Source organism: Streptomyces sp. NPDC005408 (assembly GCF_040606445.1).
GTDB lineage: Bacteria > Actinomycetota > Actinomycetes > Streptomycetales > Streptomycetaceae > Streptomyces.
The window spans coordinates 1-19,968 of sequence record NZ_JBEXEX010000063.1 but is presented as its reverse complement, the minus strand read 5'-3'; the positions used below and the strand labels follow the sequence as shown (position 1 = coordinate 19,968).

Here is a 19,968-nt window from a genome sequence, read left to right as displayed (position 1 = left end):
GCTGTTCACAACTGGGTCGAGCCAGTTTTAGAAGCCTGCGCAGATGCCGCGAAGCTGCTTCTTCATAATTAACACCTCCCTGTCTGTGGTGACTATAGCCATAGGCGGTCGGGGTGAAAAGGAATTCCGGCTAAGGCGCGGGAAAGACGGTTAGGGTGTCGCTCATGATGGACTCGTACGCTGACCCGGGAATTCCGGATCACCGAAGTGCGGCGCGTTACCTGTGGTGGCTGACTATGAGTCAGCGCCGACGGGTCGTGGGCGGTGCGGTGCTCGGTACCCTCTGGATGGTCTGCCTGATGCTGCCGCCCTACCTCATGGCGCGTGCGATCGACGACGGGCTCCAGCCGGGGAAGACCGGTGTCCTGGTCGGCTGGGTGGCCGCGCTGATCGGCGTCGCGCTGCTCAACGCCTGGCTGGGCATCATGCGCCACCGCACCATGACGCGAGTCCGGATGGACGCCACCTTCCGGACGATCAAGGTCGTGGTCGCGCACGCCACCCGACTGGGGGCGGCACTGCCCCGCAAGGTCTCGGCCGGCGAGGTGGTCAGCATCGGGACGGGCGATGTCTCGCAGATCAGCCAGACGCTGACAATCACCGGCCCCGGCCTCGGCGCCGTCATCGCCTACCTCGTGGCGGCCGCGCTGCTGCTGTCAGTCTCCGTCCTGCTCGCGGTCGTTGTCCTGCTCGGGGTGCCACTGCTCGCGGTGGTGGTCGGGCCACTGCTGGAGCGGCTCCAGGGCGCGGAGTCGGAGTACCGAGAGCAGCAGGGCGTGCTGACGGCTCGGATCGGGGACATCGTCGGCGGCATGCGCGTCCTCAACGGCATCGGCGGCAAGGAGCTGCTGGCCGGCCGCTACCTCCGCGGCTCGCGGAGCTTGCAGGCCGAGGGCTACCGGGTCGGTGCCGTGACCAGCTGGATCCAGGCACTCTCGGTCGGCCTGCCCGCCCTCTTCCTCGCCCTGGTCACCTGGCTGACCGCCCGGATGACCGCCGAGGGCAGCATCACGGTCGGCACGCTGGTCTCCGTCTACGGTTATGTCGCCGTCCTGGCGGTGCCGGTCTCCTCCTTCATCGAGGGTGGGTACGATCTCACCAGGGGCCTGGTGGCCGCCGGGCGGGTCGTCCGTATGCTCGACCTGACACCCGCCGGGGAGGAAGCTGCGACGACCCTCCGGGCTCCTGATGCCCCGTCGGCCCTGCACGACCCCGACACCGGCGTGGAGGTGGCCCCCGGGCAACTGACCGCGATCGTCAGCGCCCGCCCGGCCGAATCCGCCGCTGTGGTTGACCGGCTCGGCCGGTACAGCGAGTCCGCCGCCACCTGGGGGGACGTCTCGCTCGCGGACGTCGCTCTGGCCGATGTCCGCAGCCGGATCGTGGTCGCGGACAACGATGCTGACCTCTTCTCCGGCCTGCTGCGTACGGTGGTTGAGGGTCGAGCCGCGCGCGCCGACGAATCCATCGCTCAGGCCATCCTGGACGCCGCCGCGCAGGACATAGTGCAGGCTTTGCCCGAGGGGCTCGACACGCACGTCGAGGCCCAGGGCAGCAACCTGTCCGGCGGGCAGCGCCAGCGATTGCGGCTCGTACGTGCCTTGCTGGCCGACCCGGAGGTGCTTCTGCTAGTCGAGCCCACCTCCGCCGTGGATGCGCACACCGAGGCGGCAATGGCCGCCGGGCTGCGCCGGGCGCGGGCCGGGCGCACCACGGCCGTCACCTCGACTTCCCCCGTCCTGCTGGAGCAGGCCGACACCGTCTGCTACGTCGTTGACGGCTGTCTGGTGGCCGCTGGTCCGCATCGGGTGCTGCTCGCGTCGGAGCCCGGCTACCGCGAGCTGGTGGCACGCGGCGACAACGAACCCCCCGCCACCGAGTCCACGCTCTCCAAGGAGGCCGTCCGATGACCGCTCAGATGGAGGCGGGCGGCGGGCGGCTCCCGATAGCCGGCGCTGCCGAGGCGCGCCGTGCCGCCGTGCGCCTGGTACGCCAGGATGGCCGTGCGGTCGTCGCGATGCTGGCCCTCAATGGGCTGGCCGCGGCGGCCGGGCTGGGCGGCCCCTGGCTGCTCGGCAGGATCGTCGACGACGTCAAGGGCGGGGCGGGGGTCGGCCATGTCGACCGACTCGCCCTGGGCATCCTCTGCTTCGCACTGGCGCAGTTGCTGCTGGGCCGCTTCGCCCGGTACGCCGGGTACCGCTTCGGCGAGCGGACGCTGGCGCGGATCCGCGAGCAGTTCGTCGAGCGGGCGCTCGCGCTGCCTGCCTCGGTCGTCGAACGCGCGGGCACTGGTGACCTGATGACACGGGGCACCGCCGACGTCTCCACCGTTGGCACCACCCTGCGTGACGCTGGGCCTGAGGTCTTCGTCGCGCTTGTCCAGGTCATCCTCATCCTGGTCGCCATGCTTGCGATCAACCTGCTGCTGGGCGTCTGCGGGGTGCTCTGCCTATCCGGGATCTGGTTCGCCACCCGCTGGTACCTGCGCCGTGCACACGCCGGCTACCTCGCCCAAGGTGCTGCCACCTCCGGCCTCGCCGAAGTGCTCAGCTCCACCGCCGCCGGGGCTCGGACGGTCGAGGCGCTGGGTCTCGAGGAGCGCCGGATCGCTGCAGCCGCCGAGGCGATCGAGAGCTGCCGCGTTACCCGCACCTACACGCTCTTCCTGCGCAGCATGCTTTTCCCGGTGGTCGAGTTCTCGTACATCGCCCCGGTCGCGGGCATCCTGTTGATCGGCGGCGCCCTCCGCGGCACCGGAGCGGTCAGCCTCGGCGCGGTCATCTCCTGCGCCCTCTACTTCTGGAAGCTCGCCGAGCCATTGGACAAGGTCCTGCTGTGGCTCGACCAACTCCAGAGCAGCAACGCCTCCTTCGCCAGGGTTGACGGCATCGGTCGGATTCCCGCCCCTGTCGTGGCCGGCGGTGAGCAGCCTGCCGACGATCAGATCGACGTGGTAGGTGTCCGCTACGCCTACCAGGGGCAGCGGGACGTCCTGCACGGTGTCGACCTGACGGTCCGTCCGGGCGAGCGGCTGGCATTGGTCGGCCCCTCGGGTGCCGGGAAGTCCACCCTGGGTCGACTGCTGGCCGGAGTGGAGGTTCCGCGCACCGGCAAGGTGGCGGTGGGACAGGTGCCCGTTGCCGAGCTGGACCCGGCGCTGCTGCGCCGCCACGTCGTTCTCGTCTCCCAGGAGCACCACGTCTTCCTCGGCACCGTCCGGGACAACCTCCAGATCGCCGCGCCTACCGCCACCGACCAGGACCTGCACGTGGTGCTGGCCGCCGTCGACGTCGACTGGGTGGATGAGCTGCCGGACGGGCTGGACACCGAGCTCGGCTCCGGCGGGCACCGCCTGGACGCCCAGCAGGCTCAGCAACTCGCCCTGGCCCGCGTGGTCCTGGCCGATCCGCACACACTGATACTGGACGAGGCGACCTCCCTGCTCGACCCGACCACGGCCCGGCACACCGAGCGCTCCTTGGCGGCCGTGCTCAAGGACCGCACCGTGATCGCCATCGCCCATCGCCTGCACACCGCGCACGACGCGGACCGGGTCGCAGTCATGGACGGCGGCCGGGTGACCGAACTGGGCAGCCACGCCGAGCTGTTGGCGGCCAACGGCGGCTACGCGGCGCTGTGGAAGTCCTGGCACGGCGCCTGACCGCGCACCTCACCCCTCTCGACCAGCAGGAACGGAACCCCATGCACTCGGCACCATCGCAGACGGCCCAGAGCTGGGTCCGACCGATTCCCGGCCGGACCGAGCCCGGCGGCCTTCGGCTCTTCTGCTTCCCGTACGCCGGGGCCGGCGCCTCGGTCTTCCGGGAGTGGGGCGCCGAACTCCCGGAGGGGGTCGAGGCTCTCGCCGTGCAGCTGCCGGGCCGAGAGGACCGCTTCTTCGATCAGCCGATCGCGGATCTGGACGAACTGCTGGACGCTCTCGTCCCGGTCCTGCTCCCGTACCTGGACCGGCCGTTCGCCTTCTTCGGTCACAGCATGGGTGCCATCGTCAGCTGGGAGCTTGCCCGCAGGCTCCAGCGTGAGCAGGGGCTGGAGCCGGTCCGGGTCGTGGTGTCCGGCTGCCGGGCACTGCCGTTCCACGAGTCACGGCCGCTGGGCGAGCTGGACCTCTCCGACGAGGAGTTGGTCAACGAGCTCCGCCGCCTCAACGGCACGCCCGAGGAGCTTCTGCAGAATCCGGACTTCGTCACCTTCATCCTGCCGACATTCCGGGCGGACCTCTCCCTCTTCGCCGGTTACGTCTACCGCCCAGGCGAGTTGCTCAACTGCCCGGTCTCGGCCTTCGGCGGCAGCGCGGACCCCAGGGTCAGCGAGGACCAGCTCAAGGGCTGGGCGGAGCTGACCACCGGCCGGACCGAGGTGGAGATCTTCCCCGGCGGTCACCTTTTCCTCAACGGCGAGCGGGAGAACGTGCTCCGGAGTATTGCCCGAGCACTCCCGGCCGTCGGTCACTGACCAGTATTTCCTGAACTTTCAATACCTTTGACACGAGGAAACCGGGAGAGATGTGTTCGAGAATGCTGCCAGTGCCAGGGAGTTCGTCCTCGCCGAGGTTGCCAGGAGTTTCGAAAGCCCTGAGGTGTCCCTCACGGACAAGTTCGCCGACCTGCGGGCCGACTCCGCCTCGGTGCTCCGGCTGACCGCCGCACTCCAGGACGAGATCGACATCTCCATCGACATCGTCGACATATTCCAAGTGGTGGCGGTCGAGGATCTGGTCACTCCTCTCGTGGATTCGGCGTCCCGCAAGTCCGGTGCCTGAGAAATACGATCGAGGGGCTCGCGTGGTGACGGTATGGAATGTCGTCCAGGCTCAGGTGGAGCGAATACCCGAGGCAGTGGCCGCGCGGGCTGCGCAGACCTACACCTACCGTGATCTCGCCACCCTGGTCAGCGACCTTGGTGAGCGGATAGCGGCGAAAGTCCGGCCAGGCTCCCTGGTGGCGCTCGACGCATCCAACCGTGTCAGCGGGGCTGTCGGCATCCTCGCCGCGATCGCCGCCGGTTGCGCCGTCCTGCCGCTCGACCGTGAGAGCCCGGCGGCCAGGCGTGCTCGGGTCCTGGACGACGCCCGCCCCGCCCTGCTGCTGCGGGAGCTGGCCGAGGCGGAGTTCGCGCTCGAGGAGAGCGGCCTCCCGTCGCCGCCGAGGCAGCCGAGCCTGGGCGAGGTCGCGTACATCCTGTACACCTCCGGCTCGACCGGGCAGCCCAAGGGCGTCATGGTTCCCCACGACGCCTTGGTCGACCGGCTCGCGGGCCTGGCCGAGGTGCCGGGGCTGGCAGCCGAGGAGACCGTGCTGGCGCTGACCGCGCTGTCCTTCGACATCTCGCTGGCGGAGCTGCTTCTCCCGCTGACCGTGGGCGCCTCCTTCGTGGCCGTCCCGGATGAGACGCGGGCGGACCCGTTCGCCTTCACGGAGCTGGTGGCCGCAGCCGCGCCGGACGTCATCCAGGCCACCCCCAGCTTCTGGCGGATGCTGATGGCCTCCGAGTGGACGGGAGCGTCCGGCACGCGGCTCTGGTGCGGCGGGGAGCCGCTCACCCCCAGCCTCGCCCGGCAGTTGGTGCCGCGAGGCAGGGAACTCTGGAATCTGTACGGCCCGACCGAGGCCACCATCTGGGCGACGGCGGCGCGGATCGACTCCGCTGAGCGGATCTCGCTCGGCGAGCCCCTGGCCGGTGTGGGCGTCCGCATCGACGACAACGGTGAACTCCTCCTTTACGGATCGGGGTTGGCGCACGGCTACCTCAACCGTGAGCAGCTGACTGCGGAGCGCTTCCCGCAAGGCGACACCCCCCAGGGCCGCCGGCGCCTCTACCGCACAGGTGACCGGGCCCGGCTGCGACCGGACGGCTCACTGGAGTTCCTCGGCCGCCTGGACAGCCAGATCAAGCTGCGTGGGCACCGGATCGAGCTGGGCGAGGTGGAGGCCACCCTGGAGGAGCACCCGGCCGTCTCGCAGGCCGCCGTGCTGCTCCAGGGCGCCGACCAGCCCGAACTTGCGGCGTTAGTGGCCTTCGTGGTGCAGCGGGCCGAGGCGGACATCCAGAGCTGGCTGAAGGACCGGTTGCCGTCGAGTCACCGCCCCGCCAGGATCATCGCCCTGCCCGCGCTGCCCCGCACCACCGCCGGGAAGGTGGACCGGGTCGCCTTGGCAGCCTGCCTGGCCGTCGGCGACCAGGCGGTGCCGCCCACCGCGGTGCCGTCCCGGGGGGACGTTCACGCGCTTGTGGCCGAGGCATGGCGGCAGACGCTCGCTGCGGACTCCGCCGACGAGGATGCCAACTTCTTCGACGCCGGCGGGAACTCGCTCCTCCTGGCCGTACTCCAGAAGCGGCTCTCCGACGGTCTCGGCGTCCGGGTGCCGATCCGGGAGATCTTCAGGAACCCGACCATCGCTGGGCTGGTTGACAGCATCCTCCGTACGAAGGGGCCAAGTTGAACCTCTACTGCATTCCCTACGCCGGGTGCTCAGCACGCGTCTACGACTCGTGGCAGCGGCACCTTCCGGACAGCGTCACCGTCATGCCGATGGAGCTCCCCGGCAGGGGTGCACGCTGCGTGGCGGAGCCGATCGACGAACTGGCGCCGCTGCTAGCGGACTTGTACCAGCAGCTCGACCTGACCTCGCCGTACGTGCTGTTCGGCCACAGTTACGGTGCGGTGATCGCCTTCGAGCTGGCCAAGCTGCTCCGCTCGAAGGGTGACCCGGAGCCGGCGGCACTGATGGTCTCGGCCAGCCGTGCCCCCCGGCTGCTGGGTGCCGACGCGGACACCCACCGACTCTCCGATGCCGAACTAACCAAGCGTCTGGCCGAGTTGGGTGGAACTCCTCAGGAGCTACTCGAGAACGAGGAGCTGATGGAGGTCTACCTTCCCGTCATCCGCGCCGACTACCGGATTCTCGGCGAGTACGGCACGGGTAGCCCCGGCACGGTCGGCTGCCCGGTGGTGGCGTTCTACGGGGACGCGGACGATGAGGCCGATCTGGCCTCGGTCGAGGAGTGGGCGAATTTCACGGACAGTGCTTTCGGCGTCGAGAAGATCCACGGGGACCACTTCTTCCTGCACGCGGCCGAGAGTGAACTCGTGGCCGCTGTCGAGGCGGTCTGCACGAAGGGTGAGTTGAGTTGAGCCAGACCACCGCACCGGTGACCTTCGGTCAGCTGTCGGTCATCCGCGACCTGGAGCTGTCGGCGCCGGACGAGCAGAGCGACGGGAACCTGACCGCGGTCTACGCGCTGCCGGACGGTACGACGGCCGCCGAGGTCACGGCTGCCTGGTCGACGCTGGTCGAGCGACACGATGCGCTGCGTACGGTCTACGACCGGACTCCGGCCGAGCCGCTGCAGATCGTCCAGCCCTTCCAGGCGGTCCGGCTCGACCCGGTGGAGCTGCCGGACGGGACTTCGGAGGCCGCCGAGGCATTGGCCGAGGAGATGGCCGAGCGGGAGATCCGGGTGGAGGTCGAGCACTCCTGGCGTGCGGTCATCGCGACGCACGCCGGGGCTCCCCGCTACCTGGTCTGCGTCCTGCACCACCTCGCGGTCGACGCCGCCGCCTGCGCGCTGCTGGAGGAGCAGTTCCGGACCCTGCTGGCGGGTGGTTCGCTCGGATCGGAGCCGGTGCCGCAGCCGGTCCAGCTCGCCCTGGCCCAGCGTGCGGAGGAACGGCAGCGACGTCGGACCATCGAGTACTGGCTCACGGCCTGGGAAGGCCTCGTGGAGGAGGACCGGCAGGCCGGGGACACCAGCCTCCGGGTGAAGGCGAGCCTCTACTCGGAGGTGGCCATGACGGCCGCCGTCCGGCTCGCCGAGCGGCTCGGCATCTCCGTCCAGTCCGTCATCCTGGGTGCCTCGGCGCTCAGCCTGTTCCAGCTGAAAGGCCGCGAGCGGGTCACCCTCGGCCTGTTGGCCGGGAACCGGCACGACCGGCGTTGGGACACCCTGGTCAGCAGCATGAACCAGCTCGCCCCGATCACCGTCGCGGCGGACCGTGAGACCCACCCGGACGCCGTCCTGCGCTCGGTCTACACGGGCGGTCTCGAACGCCTCCTGCACGGTAGCTACAACATGGACGAGCTGCGCGAGCGGCTGACCGCCAACGGCCACCTCAACCCTGACCCGGTGCTGTTCAGCTGCTACTTCAACTTCCTGGGCGAGATCGCCGAGACTCCGGAGCCGGGCTCGCCGAGCCTGGAGCGCATCGAATGGGCGTCGAACGCCTGGCAGGCCAGCCCGAGCTTCAACCTCCGCGCGGCGACCGGGGCGGGCCTCCACCTCTCGCTGACCGCCAGCCGGGACTATCTGAGCCCCGAACACACCGGCCTCTACCTGGCGACCGTCGAGGCCGTCCTGGTCAGCCTCGCGAACGAGGCGCCGAGCAGCCTGGACGAGATCGGATACGCCCCGCTGCGCAGGGTCGACCAGTTGCCGGAGAACATCAAGTGACTGTGAGTCAGGCCGCGCGCTGCCCCTACCGCGATGATGACCGCCCGGCGGCGGACCCCTGCGCGGACTACCTCCCCCTGCGGGGTGCGGAGCCGGTCCGCTGGGACGAGGACCTCGAGGTGTGGATCGTCTCCGGGTTCCGCGAGACGACGGCTCTGCTGCGCCACCCCGCCCTGTCGGCCGCCTGGCCGCAGCGGGGCACCACCACGCTGCACCAGGCGGCCGGCGGTGAGGGCCGCGCCTCGGAGGTCGTGCGCAGGTGGTTCATGTTCAACGACGACCCCCAGCATGCCGCGGCTCGCCGGATCGTCGCGCCGCTCTTCGCGGCCGACCGGCTCGCCGCGATGCGTCCCTCCGTGGAGAAGCTGGTCGACGAACTCTTGGCGGGGAGGACGGGCGGACTGGACGTGATGGCGGACCTCGCCGCCCCACTCTCCAGCCGGGTCGTCTGCCAACTCCTGGGCCTGCCAGAGGAGGTCGCACCCCGCCTGTACGACTGGGCGCCGGACATCGCGGCGCTGCTGATCGCGGACTACCTGCCGGAGGTCAGGACCAGGGGCCACCGTGTGCTGCAGGAGATCGCGGAAGTGGTGGACGAGACCCTGCGTTCGGAGGTCCCGGAGGGCTCGGGGCTCTGGCTGCTGCGGAACGCCCACCGCGAGGGCGTCATCGAGGCCGCCGACATCTGGGCCACCGCGAGCCTGCTGATCTACGCCGGGTTCGAGACCACCTCGACCTTCATCGGCAAGGCCGTCCGGGCCGCGCTGCACGCCGGTGCCTGGTCCGGCGTCCAGACCGGTGAACCGGCTGCCGTGGTCGATGAGTTGCTTCGCTTCGACACCTCCGTCCAGCAGGTGGCACGGGTCGCCACCGCTCCGGTGGAGGTGTCCGGCCACCGGATCGCGGCGGGTGATCTCGTCCTGCTGATGCTCGGGGTGGCCAACCGTGACCCGGTCGTCTTCGCCGACCCGGACGTGCTCGACTACGGCCGCGAGATCAGGCGGCACCTCACCTTCGGCTTCGGCGCGCACTACTGCCTCGGGGCCGGACTGGCGAGGCTGGAGTCCGAGGTCGCGCTAGAGCGGCTCGGCAGCCGGTGGGCGGGGGTCGTCCTCGAGGAGCAGCCGGTGACCAGGCAGCACTTCGGCATCACAGTCCTGGAGCACCTCACCGTGCGCGGCACAGCCTCCTGACGGCTGACCGCCGAACCCTGAATGAGAGTTTGGATGATGCGAGCTACTCGCGAGAGCCCGGAGTTCACCGGCAGTCGGCTGATCCACGAGTCGGTGACCTGGCATGCCCTGCGGCACCCCAAGCGGATCGCGCTGCGGCAGGGTGACGTCCGGGTGACCTACCGGGAGCTGCACCTGGCCAGTGACGACCTCGCCGCCGATCTCCACGCGGCGGGTGTCGGCCCGGGTGCGCGCGTCCCGGTGCTGATGTCGCGTTCGCCCCGGTTCGTGGCGGTCATCCTTGCCATCCTCAAGTGCGGGGCCGCGTACGCCGTGCTGGACCCGAGCTGGCCCGAGGAGCGGCTCCGCTCGATCATCGGGCAGCTGGACCCGCCGGTGCTGGCGGCGGAGACCCCGCTGGACCTGGGCATTCCGTGCTGGTCCGGCGTGCACTCCTCGATCGGGGAGGCGGTGCTGCGCGGGCGCCAGGCCCCCGGCGTGCCCTGCGAGCCCGCCGCGGCGGCCGCCGTCTTCTTCACCTCCGGCAGCACCGGTACGCCGAAGGGGGTGGTCTCCCCGCACCGGGCGGCGGTCCGGCTCTTCCAGCGCGACTCCTTCGCCGACCTCGGCGCCGGCCACACCATGGCGGGGGTCAACTCCCTGTACTGGGACGTCCTGACCCTGGAGGTGGTGGGCCCGCTGGTCAGCGGTGGGACGGTCGCACTGATGGAGGAGGAGTACCTGCTGCCCGAGGGCTTGGCCACACTGGTGCGCAACCACGGGGTCGACACCGCCTGGCTCACCTCCTCCCTGTTCAACATGTTCGTGGACGAGGACCTCTCCTGTTTCGACGGGATGAGCCAGCTGCTCATCGGCGGGGAGCGGGTGTCGCAGCACCACATCCGTAAGTTCCTGACCCGTCACCCCTCGGTGCGGCTGATCAACGGGTACGGTCCGGCCGAGGCCTGCGTCTTCGCGACCACCCACCCGGTCACCTTGGCGGACACCGACCACCCGGACGGCATCCCCATCGGCCGGGTCGTACCGCGGACTGAGCTCCACCTGCTGGACGGTGACGCGCGCTGCCGCCCGGGGGACACCGGGGAGATCTGCGTCGCCGGCGCAGGTCTGGCCAACGAGTACCTGGGCCAACCGGCGGAGACCGCCGCACGCTTCGTCACGGTCGAGCTGGACGGTACGCCGACCCGGGTCTACCGGACGGGTGACCTGGGCTTCGAGGCGCCCGACGGGGTCCTGCACTACCGGGGGCGGATCGACCGCCAGGTGAAGATCCGCGGCTACCGGATCGAACCCCTGGAGATCGAGAACGCCTGCCTCTCCCTGCCCTCGGTGGAGCGCGCGGTGGCGGTGCCCGTACCTGACGAGGACGGCGCCCTCTCCCGGATGGCGCTGTTCTACGTCCAGGGGGCCGACGGCGTGCCGCTCGCCGAGGAGGCGGTACGCGCCTGGCTCGCCGCCGCCCTGCCCACCCACTGCATGCCCGCCGAACTGAGGGAGTTGGCGGCCGTCCCGCTCACCCCCAACGGCAAGGTCGACACCCGCGCACTGCTCGCCACCCTCTCCCGGGCAGCTGCTCTGGCAGGTCCCCCCCCGGTAGCCGCCCACGCGGGGCCGGCTTCCGGAGACCACCAGGGCATCGCACGCGAGGAGTACGCCCGGATCGTCGGGTGGGAGGCGGCACCGGACGTCCCGTTCGCGACCCTGGGTGGGACGTCACTGGACGCGCTGCGGCTGTGCGCGCGAACTGCGGGCCGGACGGGCCGACAGATCTCAGCCTCCGCCTTCATGCGCACCCCGACCCTGAAGGGCCTGCTGGCTCTGGTCGAATCGGCCGCCGCACTGCCGGGGAGCCGTCCGGCCGAGGAGACCGGCCGGATTCTGCTGAGCGGTGTCCAGGCGAACTTCTGCCTGCTGCACGAGATGGTGCCCGACGACCCGTCGGCCATCTGCCAGGTGGCGTGGCGGGTCTCGGGGGCGCTGCAACTCCCGGCTCTGGAAGCCGCATTGAACGATCTTCATCAGCGGCATGAGGGTCTCCGGACGGCCTACCGGGTCGATGAGGACCCGGTGGCCGTACTGCCCGGGCCGGTCGAACCCATCCGGGTGGAGACAGTCACCGCAGACCGGTTCGACCAGGCGCTGCGCCGGCCGTTGCGGATCGAGGACGGCGAGGTCTGGCGCTGCGTGTACGCCGAGACCGGGCTGTTGGGGCTGGCCGTGCACCACGTGTCTTTCGACGGCTGGTCCCAGGGGCTCCTGGTCGCCGATCTGGCGCACGCGTACGAGGCCCGATCCAGGGCCGTGGCACCGGAGTTCGCTGAGGCGTCCCCCGGCCTGCGGCGCCTGGCCGCGGAGGAGGCGGCCCTGCGCAGCCCGGACGACCACGCGGAGCAGCTCCGGTACTGGACTTCGACGCTGGCCGGGCTACCCGATCTCGACTTCCCGTCGCCGCTTGACGAGGCCGAGAAGCCCGTTGTCTTCACCGTCGGAGCGGACGCCGTCGCCGCCCTCTCGGAGCTGGCCCAGGCAGTCGGCGCCACGCTCTTCTTCCCGCTGGTGGCCTGCTACGGCGCCGCTCTGACCGAGGTGCTGGGTCAGCGGGACTTCGGAATCGGGGTGCCGCTGGCCCGGCGGTTCGGCCAGGAGGCGGTCCGGGCGGTCTCCTGCCTGGTGGACACCCTCTGCCTGCGCCTGCCGGCGCTGGACGAGTGCCGGACACCGGAGCAGGCCCTCGGTGCCGCACTCCCGGTGGTGGAGGCGGCCCTCGCCCGCCAGGACGTGCGGTTCGCCGACGTGGTCCGGGAGGTCCGGCCGCCGAGGACCGGCCGGAACCTCCTCTACCAGACGCTGTTCGCCTATCAGGGCAACGAGGACGTGCGGCTCGAGCTGCCGGGGTGCGCGGTCCAGTCGTACTCGCCGGCGGCCGAGTCAGCCATGAACGAACTGGTCTGTGAGGTGTGGCCGTTGCCCTCCGGGGGCCTGCGGGTGGACCTCACCCACCAGGGTCACCGGGTCGGTCGGGACATTGTGGAGCGCGTCGCCCAGGTGTACCAGGAACTGCTTGCCGGGGATAGGAGTGATCTTTCATGCAGGACACCTTGAACGAGCGGACGGTGGTCCGTCTGCTCAGGGGAACCGTCGACTCGTATCCGGACGCGATCGCGGTCGAGTGCGGTGAGCAGAAGCTGACATACCGTCAGTTCTGGGATTTGGCTGCCGTGGTGGCAGGGCAGATCCAGCAGGCCGAGGGCTACCGGATCGGCTGCCTGGTCGGTCTGCTCTTCGACCGGGGGGTCGCGGGCGTCGTCGCGCAGTTGGGCAGCTGGCTCGCGGGCGCCGCGTACTTGCCACTCGATCCGGCGCTGCCCGACGGCCGGATCGAGTCGATCCTGCTCGATGCCCAGCCGATCGCCGTGCTGTCCCAGGACGGGCTCGCCGGGCGAGTGCCCGCGGGGATTCCGGTGCTCGACGGCTCCGCCACCGGGGCACCCCCCTCGACGGTGCAGTCGGCCCAGTTGGCCTACGTCATCTACACCTCCGGTTCGACCGGTATGCCCAAGGGTGTGGAGGTCGGTCACGCGGGGCTGGAGAACTTGGTGTCCTGGCACCGGACGGCCTACGGCACCCGGCCTGGCGTACGGGTCGGGGCCTTCGCCGGGCTGGGGTTCGACGCCACGGTTTGGGAGGTCTGGGCGGCGCTCGCGGGTGGGGCGACGCTGGTGCTGCCGACCGAGCGGGTGCTCGTCGACAGTGCGGTGATCGCCGAGTTCATCGAGCGGAGCGCCATCACGCACTGCTTCCTGAGTACTCCTCTCGCCGAGCAACTGTTCGCCTCCCCGAGCCCGCCCGCCGGTCTGGCCGTCCTGCTGACCGGCGGAGACCGCCTGCGGGTGAACCCGCCGGAGTCCTTCCCCGCCGCCGTGTTCAACCACTACGGGCCGACCGAGGCCACCGTGGTGACCACTGCCAGCGACGACCTGCGCCGCTGCCCCACCGACGCCGCTCCGGTGATCGGCCGCCCCATCACCGGTGCGCAGGCCCGCTTGGTGGACGCCGACGGCACCGTGGTCACCGAGCCGGGTGTCCCCGGGGAGCTGTTGATCGGCGGTGACATCCTGGCTCTGGGCTACCGGAACGACCCGGAGCTCACCGGCCGCAGGTTCGTCCCCGGTGAGGGCGAGAGCCGCTGGTACGCCTCCGGCGACATCTGCCGCTGGACGGCCGACGGCGAGCTGGAGTTCGTGGACCGGCGGGACGCCCAGGTCAGCATCCGTGGCCACCGGGTGGAGCCGGCCGAGGTTGAGCAGGAGGTCCTCGCCGTTTTGGGTGTGGACCAGGCGGCCGTCGTCCACCTGCCGGACGAGGACGGTGGATCGCTGCGCGCCTTCTTCTGCGGCGCCGCCGAGGTGCGGGCCATCCGCGCGGCACTGACCGACCGGCTGCCGAAGTACATGCTCCCGGCCGGTCTGCACCGGCTCGCCGCGATGCCGCTGACCCCGAACGGCAAGATCGACCGGAAGGTCCTGCTGGTCACCCCGGTCGAGTCCCCGTCCGAGCCCTCGCCCGAGTCCTCGTCGCCCGGCTCCACCGAGGAGCGGATCGCCGAGATCTGGTCCGACCTCACCGGGAACCTCCCCGGCTCCCGCGACAGCTTCTTCGAGATCGGCGGCCACTCGCTGATCGCTGCCCGGGCGGTGTCCCGGACGCGTGAGCAGTTCGGCATCAAGATCGGACTGCAGACCATCTTTAGTTATCCCGTCCTCGCGGACTTCTCCGCCAAGGTCGACGAAGCCGTGAGGAGCGCGGAGTGACGCAGACCCAACGCCCCGTCGTGGTAATGGAGTTCGCAAACGAGATGCCCCCGAGGACGTTCGACGGCATCCTCCCCGACGGGTGGGACCAGAGACGTCTCAGGATCGACCCGCTGCGCTACCCCGGACTCGCCGACAACGTCCCCAGTACGGCCGAGCAGGCCGCCTACTGGGCCGAAAGGATCACCGCCGCCGGGCCGCCCCCCGCCGTGGTGCTGGCCTACTGCTCGGCTGTCGGCCTGGCCTCGGCGCTGGTCGAGGCGCTGCCGACGCCGAACGTCCCGCTCATCCTGTTCGACCCGGCGGTGCCGGGCCCCCGAACCCCGCAGGCGTTGCTGACCGAACTCGCCCGGGCCATGGACGAGTCGGCCGAGGTGCCCACGATCATCGGCCTGCCGCCCGGCGTCGCGCTCGGACTGGCCAGCTCCTTCCTCCTCTCGGTGGTCGTCGGGTGCTCGCCCGAGCTCGACGAGGAGATCCTGGTCGAACTGACCGGAGGGCAGCGGGCTTGGCTGAGCTTCACCCTCGCGTCGGCCGTGCCCCTGGAGACACCGCCGGCCCCTGAGCACGTCCTGCTGAGCGAGGGGGTCGAGTGGCCGGGCGACGGGGTGGTGCACCGGGTCGACGTGACGGCGGCCGAGCTGTTCCGCGCGCCCCTGGTGAAGTCCCTGCTCACCGACCTCCTGACCACTGTAGAGAGGGAAGCCTCGTGCTGCCTGCATTCGTAGAACGTGACGCGGTCGATGCCCTGGTCGCGGCCCAGTGGTCGCGCATCCTCGGCGAGCCTCCGGCCGCCCTGGACACCGACTTCTTCGCCTCCGGCGGCACGTCCCTGAAGGCAGCCCGGCTGGCCGGCGCCCTGCGGGGCGCCTCCGGCATCAAAGTCCCACTGCAGCGGATCTACGAGCTGCGGACCTTCCAGGGCATCAGCTCCTGGCTCCGGGGCGACGCCCGAACCGGCAACGGGCGGTTCGTCACCCTGAACGCGACCGGGGCCGGGACACCGCTGTTGCTCGTGCCGGCGGCCAGCGGCGGTGTGGTCGGCCTTCACCGCTTCGGGGGTGACCCGGTCGACCGGCCCGTGCACGGCCTCCAGGCGCGCGGTCTCAACCCACAGGACGGCCCACCGAGCAGCGATCTCGGCGAGAAGGTGGCGGACTTCGTCGAGGTCCTGGAGGCGTCGGACATGCCGCGCCGCCTGCACCTCGCCGGCTACTGCGTCGGCGGCATCCTCGCGTACGAGCTGGCCCGGGCGCTGCAGGGCCGGGGCTGGGAGATCAGCTCGCTGCTGCTGCTCAACACCTCCCTCTACTGCCCGCCGCTCACCGTCGAGGAGGGCATGCGGGAGAAGCTCCGGCAGCTCGTCGCCGAGGCAGGCCTGCCGGCCGAGGTTGCCGAGCGCGGAGCCGAAGCCGTCCTCCAGGAGCTTGCGACCGGCGAGGACTACGCCGACTTCGATGGCCGGGTACGCGTCTTCGGCTCGGTCGGTGCCGCGATCTCCGGCTACGCCCCGCAGTTGGCCGACTTCCCGGTCCGGCTCTTCTCCACCGAGGACCGGGACGACCCCGCCGACATCGCCGCCACGACCGGCCCGGTGGTCGACTGGCCGGATCTCGGCCTGCCAGACTACCGCCAGTACGCGGTGCCCGCCGACCACTTCGAGATGATCAACCATGCGCCCACCCTGGAGGCGGTGGAAGCCGTGATGGCGGAGATCGACTGCACCGGCTCGTGATCGCGGATCTTCTGCCACCCGGCGTCGAGAGCGAAGAGGCTTACGGCGACCTGCTCGACGCCCCGCTCCACGCACGGGAGGCCGAGCTGCTGGCCCGGTCCCCGGCCGCCAGACGCCGCGAGTTCGCCACCGTCAGACACTGCGCCCGAACCGCCCTCGGCCGGCTGGGCGTCCCCCCGACCCCGATCCTCCAGGGGCCGGCGGGGGCGCCGCAGTGGCCGTCCGGCGTGGTCGGCAGCATGACCCACTGCCCCGGCTACCGCGCGGCCGCGATCGCCCGCGCGGGGGTGTTCCACTCCCTTGGCATCGACGCGGAGGTCCACCAGCCGCTCCCCGACGGGGGCCTCCACCTGATCGCCTTGCCCGCCGAACAGCGCCACCTCGCGGAGCTTCGCCGCCAGGACGCGGCGGTCCACTGGGACACGCTGCTCTTCACCACGAAGGAGAGCGTCTACAAGGCGTGGTACCCCATGACCGGCACCGTGCTCGGCTTCGCCGACGCAGAAGTCGTCCTCCATCCGGCGAACGGGACCTTCTCCGCCCGGCTCCTGGTCCCTGGGCCGACCGTCGACGGCGCCGACCTGGCCTCATTTGAGGGGTGCTGGCGAGTTTCGAACGGGCTTGTCCTGGCCGCGATTGCTGTTCCATCCGCTTGCTGAGGGGCAAGGTCCTGTTCGATGTAGGCGCGCGGTACCGGCGGGGTTGGGGACGCGGACGAACTCATGTAGGGCTCCATGGATACACGTTCCGCGCCCGGAAGAACCGGAATCGGTACGGCGAGCAGTTCCTGTCGTTCGCGCCGGGGATCAGCAGGGAGGCCCTGACGAGGATCAGTCGGGAGGTGCGGTCCTGGCGACTCCACCGACGTGCCGATCTGGCCTTCAACGAGCTCGCACGCAGGATGAATCCTGTGATTGGGGGGTGGATCAACTACTAGGGCCGGTTCCGACCCTGGAAGCTGAACCCCTTCTTGGCGCGCGTCAGTACCTACTTGGTGCGCTGGATCCGCAACAAGTACAAGCGGCTTGCGGCCCAACGGAAGGCGCTCGTGAAGATGCAGGAAATCGCCCAGCGATACCCCCGCATGTTCGTTCACTGGCGCCTGTCGATAGACGCCGTGCCGGTCTGGTGATCAGAGCGACAAGAGCCATGTAACGGGCGACTGTTACGCACGGCCCTGTGAGAGCCGCGGGGTGAGATCCCACTCGGCTACTCGGCACTTCCAGCGGACCTTCAGCAGGGTGCCGAGAGTGACCAAGCGGGGTCGGCGCAGTCTGCCGGGCAGGTGGCGGGCGAGGCCGGCGAGCACGGCGCGCTCCGGCCAGGTCAGCTGCGGTCGCACCCCGAGCTGTCGGCGCAGCACCGCGTTCTCGTGGCGCAGGGCGACGAGCTCGACGTCCTTGGCTGCGTCGGTGCGCGAGAGCAGCAGGAGCAGTCCGAGGAGCCAGAGGAAGATCAGGTAGCGCATGCGCAGCGCCATGCAGTCCTAGCCTGTCAGGGTCGTAGTCCATCGCAAAGTTCCTGGTCAGAAGCTATGTGTGAGTTTCGACACCCTACAGGGTGGTGGGCGCGGCGGGGCTGGGGGCGGCGCAGGCGGCGGCGTGGGAGGGGCCAGCGGGCAGGTCGGTGACGGTCCAGCCGGTGGGTGGGGCGGCCAGGCCGGTGGTGCCGAGGTAGTCGGCGGCGAGGTCGCGTCCCAGGCCGGTGCCCAGGGCCTTGAGGTAGGCCTCCTTGCGGGCCCACAGGCGGGTGAAGGCGGCCGGGCGGCGGGCGGCAGGGGCTGCGGCGAGTTCGGCCTGCTCAGCGGGATGCATGACGCCGGCGAGGTCGGCGACGACCGACGGGGCGGGCACGGGCTCGACGTCCACGCCGACGGGCACGGCGGCGGTGCCGATCAGGACCAGGTCGCCGCCGTGGGACAGCGAGAAGTGCAGGGGGAGGGGCGGGTCGGCCAGGGCGGGTCGGCCGTGCGGGGCGCCGCAGCACGGGCAGGGCTCCCGGGTGAAGGCCAGGTCCTGCGGCGGCAGCCCTAGTTGGGCGCCCAGCAGGCGGCGCAGGGCGGTGTGCGCGAACGTGTAGCGCAGCCGGTCCCGCGGGCGGGCGAAGGCGCAGGCCCGGCGCTGCTCGTCCGGGCTCAGCACGGAAGTGTCCAGGCCAGGGGTGTCCTGGGCTTGGTCGTCGGCTTGAGGGAGATGCAGCATCCACAGGTCCACGATCCCTGGATGTGGCCCGGTCGGCGGTATGGTGCCGGGATGGGCGGTGGCGGGCAGGGCGGTCTCCTGGTGCAGAGGAGGGGGCGGACGTTCCTCCGCGAAAGTGGACACACGTTCGTGTCGTTATGCGGCGAGTGTCATGGTAGCCGCGATGGCGTGTTCATGGTCGATCGGGGACAGGTACCGGGTTGCCGAGTGCCTTCGGACGGTGTTGTAGGCGCGGCTCCGTCGATGGCCGCATCCGTCCCGTGCGCCCCGTACCGCCCTCGCAGCAATGAGTCGTACGCGGTGTGCATGCGCGGGGAATCGGTCAGCCCCCCGGTCACGGGGGTCCGCTCGTATAGCTACGGCAGACGGACATGTAGCGGTGAGTGACGGCCCATCTGGGCCCGTCGCGGTAAATGCGCGGTTTACCGCGACGGTGAACCGGCCTGCTGACCAGGGCAGATGACCACAGACGCCACTTGGCCGTAGCTATACGAGAACAGGGCCGGGAACGCCGAAGCCGGACCGCATCATGCGGTCCGGCTTCAACCGTTGGGCGGCGTCAGAACGGCGGTTCGTCGGAGTAGTTAGAGGCTCCGCGTCCCCAGCCGGAGTGCGGGGCGGGCGAGGGCGGCGGAGTGTCCAGTGCCTCGTTCCACAGCTTCCGCAGGTACTGCCGGTGCGTGGTCGGGTCCTCGCTAAAACCGCCCGTCCAGCGCTGCGTGTTCGGGTCAACACTGGCTCGCGCGCACAGCACCGTCAGGACTGCGTCGACCACTGCCCAGTTCAACGGGACGGTCTTACCCCGCAGCATCTTGCGGATGGTCTCCCGACTGGCCGTGAAGGCGTCGAACTCCGGAGCCGCGGCGATCTCGTCGGCGATGATCCGAAGCGTGGGACGTCCGGCATCCCGGTAGTACGAGAACAACTCCTCGACGAACTGCCGGCGTGGACTCTCCGGTAGCTCCCACTCGCCCGGCATCCGTAAGACCTGTGCCATCGAACCCTCCCCTGGCCTTTGACCAGGTAAGTCTACTGATGACAACCGAAGGCATGCGAAAACCGGGTGATGACCAGCCTTGGCAACCGAAAAACCCGCGCTGACCAGCGCAAACCCGAGTGACCAACTGGTCGGAGCAGCCCACAGACTGGATACGAGAGCGCCGAACTCGCCCAGCAATTGGTGGGGTTCGGCAGCGGCGACGGGCCACTGCCACGGAAAAGGGCGGCGGCCCCCTGTTGACCCAGGGAGCCGCCTCGTGAAGCGACCGACAGCTCCACACCAGGAGGAACTATCAGCACTACATCCGACCCTACGGGCCAGCCGAAGGAACCGTCACACCGAGTTCGCTGGATCTCCCGAAAGACCCGGGGCACACCCGGTCACAAGGAGATTCCCATGCTGCCGCCCTGCCTCCCGCCCCCACGTGCCGTAACAGGCGCCCCGCCTGTCGGCGTGACCTAGTGTCCTGAGTCGGGAATTCGGTTCAGATATCCGGCGAGGCGTTCAAGGATCTCGTCTGCGGTTTTCGTCCAGACGAAGGGTTTCGGGTCCT

17 protein-coding genes are annotated in these 19,968 nt (G+C 70.3%); 14 read left to right on the top strand and 3 right to left on the bottom strand.

Annotated elements, in window-relative coordinates:
* Positions 1-164: 164 nt before the first annotated feature.
* The 14 genes from ABZS64_RS34540 to ABZS64_RS34475 are packed head-to-tail and all read left to right on the top strand — an operon-like array spanning position 165 to position 17,151.
* Positions 165-1,910, top strand: a complete 1,746-nt coding sequence (locus ABZS64_RS34540; protein WP_355838215.1) for an ABC transporter ATP-binding protein — start codon at positions 165-167, stop codon at positions 1,908-1,910.
* Positions 1,907-3,664 carry an ABC transporter ATP-binding protein gene (locus ABZS64_RS34535; protein ID WP_355838213.1) on the top strand — a complete coding sequence of 586 codons (1,758 nt, stop codon included), beginning with the start codon at positions 1,907-1,909 and terminating at the stop codon, positions 3,662-3,664. Before ABZS64_RS34540 ends, ABZS64_RS34535 begins: the two co-directional genes overlap by 4 nt.
* Before the next feature lie 41 nt (positions 3,665-3,705).
* Complete coding sequence (locus tag ABZS64_RS34530; protein WP_355838211.1) at positions 3,706-4,479, top strand: alpha/beta fold hydrolase; 774 nt, start codon at positions 3,706-3,708, stop codon at positions 4,477-4,479.
* A gap of 52 nt (positions 4,480-4,531) precedes the next feature.
* On the top strand, positions 4,532-4,786 hold the full coding sequence (locus ABZS64_RS34525; protein ID WP_355838209.1) for a phosphopantetheine-binding protein: 255 nt from the start codon (positions 4,532-4,534) through the stop codon (positions 4,784-4,786).
* A gap of 22 nt (positions 4,787-4,808) precedes the next feature.
* On the top strand, positions 4,809-6,467 hold the full coding sequence (locus ABZS64_RS34520) for a non-ribosomal peptide synthetase (RefSeq protein ID WP_355838207.1): 1,659 nt from the start codon (positions 4,809-4,811) through the stop codon (positions 6,465-6,467).
* Positions 6,464-7,159 (top strand): alpha/beta fold hydrolase, encoded by a 696-nt coding sequence (locus ABZS64_RS34515; protein WP_355838205.1) that lies wholly within the window; start codon positions 6,464-6,466, stop codon positions 7,157-7,159. Before ABZS64_RS34520 ends, ABZS64_RS34515 begins: the two co-directional genes overlap by 4 nt.
* Entirely contained in the window at positions 7,156-8,475 is a 1,320-nt protein-coding gene (locus ABZS64_RS34510) for a condensation domain-containing protein (RefSeq protein ID WP_355838203.1), read from the top strand. The genes ABZS64_RS34515 and ABZS64_RS34510 overlap by 4 nt, the downstream gene beginning before the upstream one ends.
* Positions 8,472-9,668: a cytochrome P450 gene (locus ABZS64_RS34505; RefSeq protein WP_355838201.1), complete on the top strand. Its 1,197-nt coding sequence runs from the start codon at positions 8,472-8,474 to the stop codon at positions 9,666-9,668. Before ABZS64_RS34510 ends, ABZS64_RS34505 begins: the two co-directional genes overlap by 4 nt.
* A 33-nt stretch (positions 9,669-9,701) precedes the next feature.
* Positions 9,702-12,770 carry an amino acid adenylation domain-containing protein gene (locus tag ABZS64_RS34500; protein WP_355838199.1) on the top strand — a complete coding sequence of 1,023 codons (3,069 nt, stop codon included), beginning with the start codon at positions 9,702-9,704 and terminating at the stop codon, positions 12,768-12,770.
* Positions 12,755-14,479: a non-ribosomal peptide synthetase gene (locus ABZS64_RS34495; RefSeq protein WP_355838198.1), complete on the top strand. Its 1,725-nt coding sequence runs from the start codon at positions 12,755-12,757 to the stop codon at positions 14,477-14,479. The genes ABZS64_RS34500 and ABZS64_RS34495 overlap by 16 nt, the downstream gene beginning before the upstream one ends.
* A complete protein-coding gene (locus ABZS64_RS34490; RefSeq protein WP_355838196.1) occupies positions 14,476-15,207 on the top strand; it encodes a hypothetical protein in 732 nt (243 codons plus the stop codon). Before ABZS64_RS34495 ends, ABZS64_RS34490 begins: the two co-directional genes overlap by 4 nt.
* Entirely contained in the window at positions 15,189-16,214 is a 1,026-nt protein-coding gene (locus ABZS64_RS34485) for a phosphopantetheine-binding protein (protein ID WP_355838194.1), read from the top strand. The genes ABZS64_RS34490 and ABZS64_RS34485 overlap by 19 nt, the downstream gene beginning before the upstream one ends.
* Positions 16,211-16,873: a 4'-phosphopantetheinyl transferase superfamily protein gene (locus tag ABZS64_RS34480; protein ID WP_355838192.1), complete on the top strand. Its 663-nt coding sequence runs from the start codon at positions 16,211-16,213 to the stop codon at positions 16,871-16,873. The genes ABZS64_RS34485 and ABZS64_RS34480 overlap by 4 nt, the downstream gene beginning before the upstream one ends.
* The gene (locus ABZS64_RS34475) at positions 16,813-17,151 is read left to right on the top strand and encodes a group II intron maturase-specific domain-containing protein (RefSeq protein WP_355838190.1); all 339 of its coding nucleotides are present in this window, start codon (positions 16,813-16,815) and stop codon (positions 17,149-17,151) included. Before ABZS64_RS34480 ends, ABZS64_RS34475 begins: the two co-directional genes overlap by 61 nt.
* A 228-nt stretch (positions 17,152-17,379) precedes the next feature.
* Here ABZS64_RS34475 and ABZS64_RS34470 read toward each other — a convergent pair whose 3' ends face one another.
* The 3 genes from ABZS64_RS34470 to ABZS64_RS34460 all read right to left on the bottom strand — a co-directional run bounded on the left by ABZS64_RS34470 (position 17,380) and on the right by ABZS64_RS34460 (position 19,412).
* On the bottom strand, positions 17,380-17,694 hold the full coding sequence (locus ABZS64_RS34470; RefSeq protein WP_355838188.1) for an integrase: 315 nt from the start codon (positions 17,692-17,694) through the stop codon (positions 17,380-17,382).
* A 73-nt stretch (positions 17,695-17,767) separates the two neighbouring features.
* Positions 17,768-18,538: a 4'-phosphopantetheinyl transferase superfamily protein gene (locus ABZS64_RS34465; protein ID WP_355838186.1), complete on the bottom strand. Its 771-nt coding sequence runs from the start codon at positions 18,536-18,538 to the stop codon at positions 17,768-17,770.
* Positions 18,539-18,974: 436 nt separating this feature from the next.
* Positions 18,975-19,412 (bottom strand): hypothetical protein, encoded by a 438-nt coding sequence (locus ABZS64_RS34460; RefSeq protein WP_355838184.1) that lies wholly within the window; start codon positions 19,410-19,412, stop codon positions 18,975-18,977.
* Positions 19,413-19,968 lie beyond the last annotated feature (556 nt).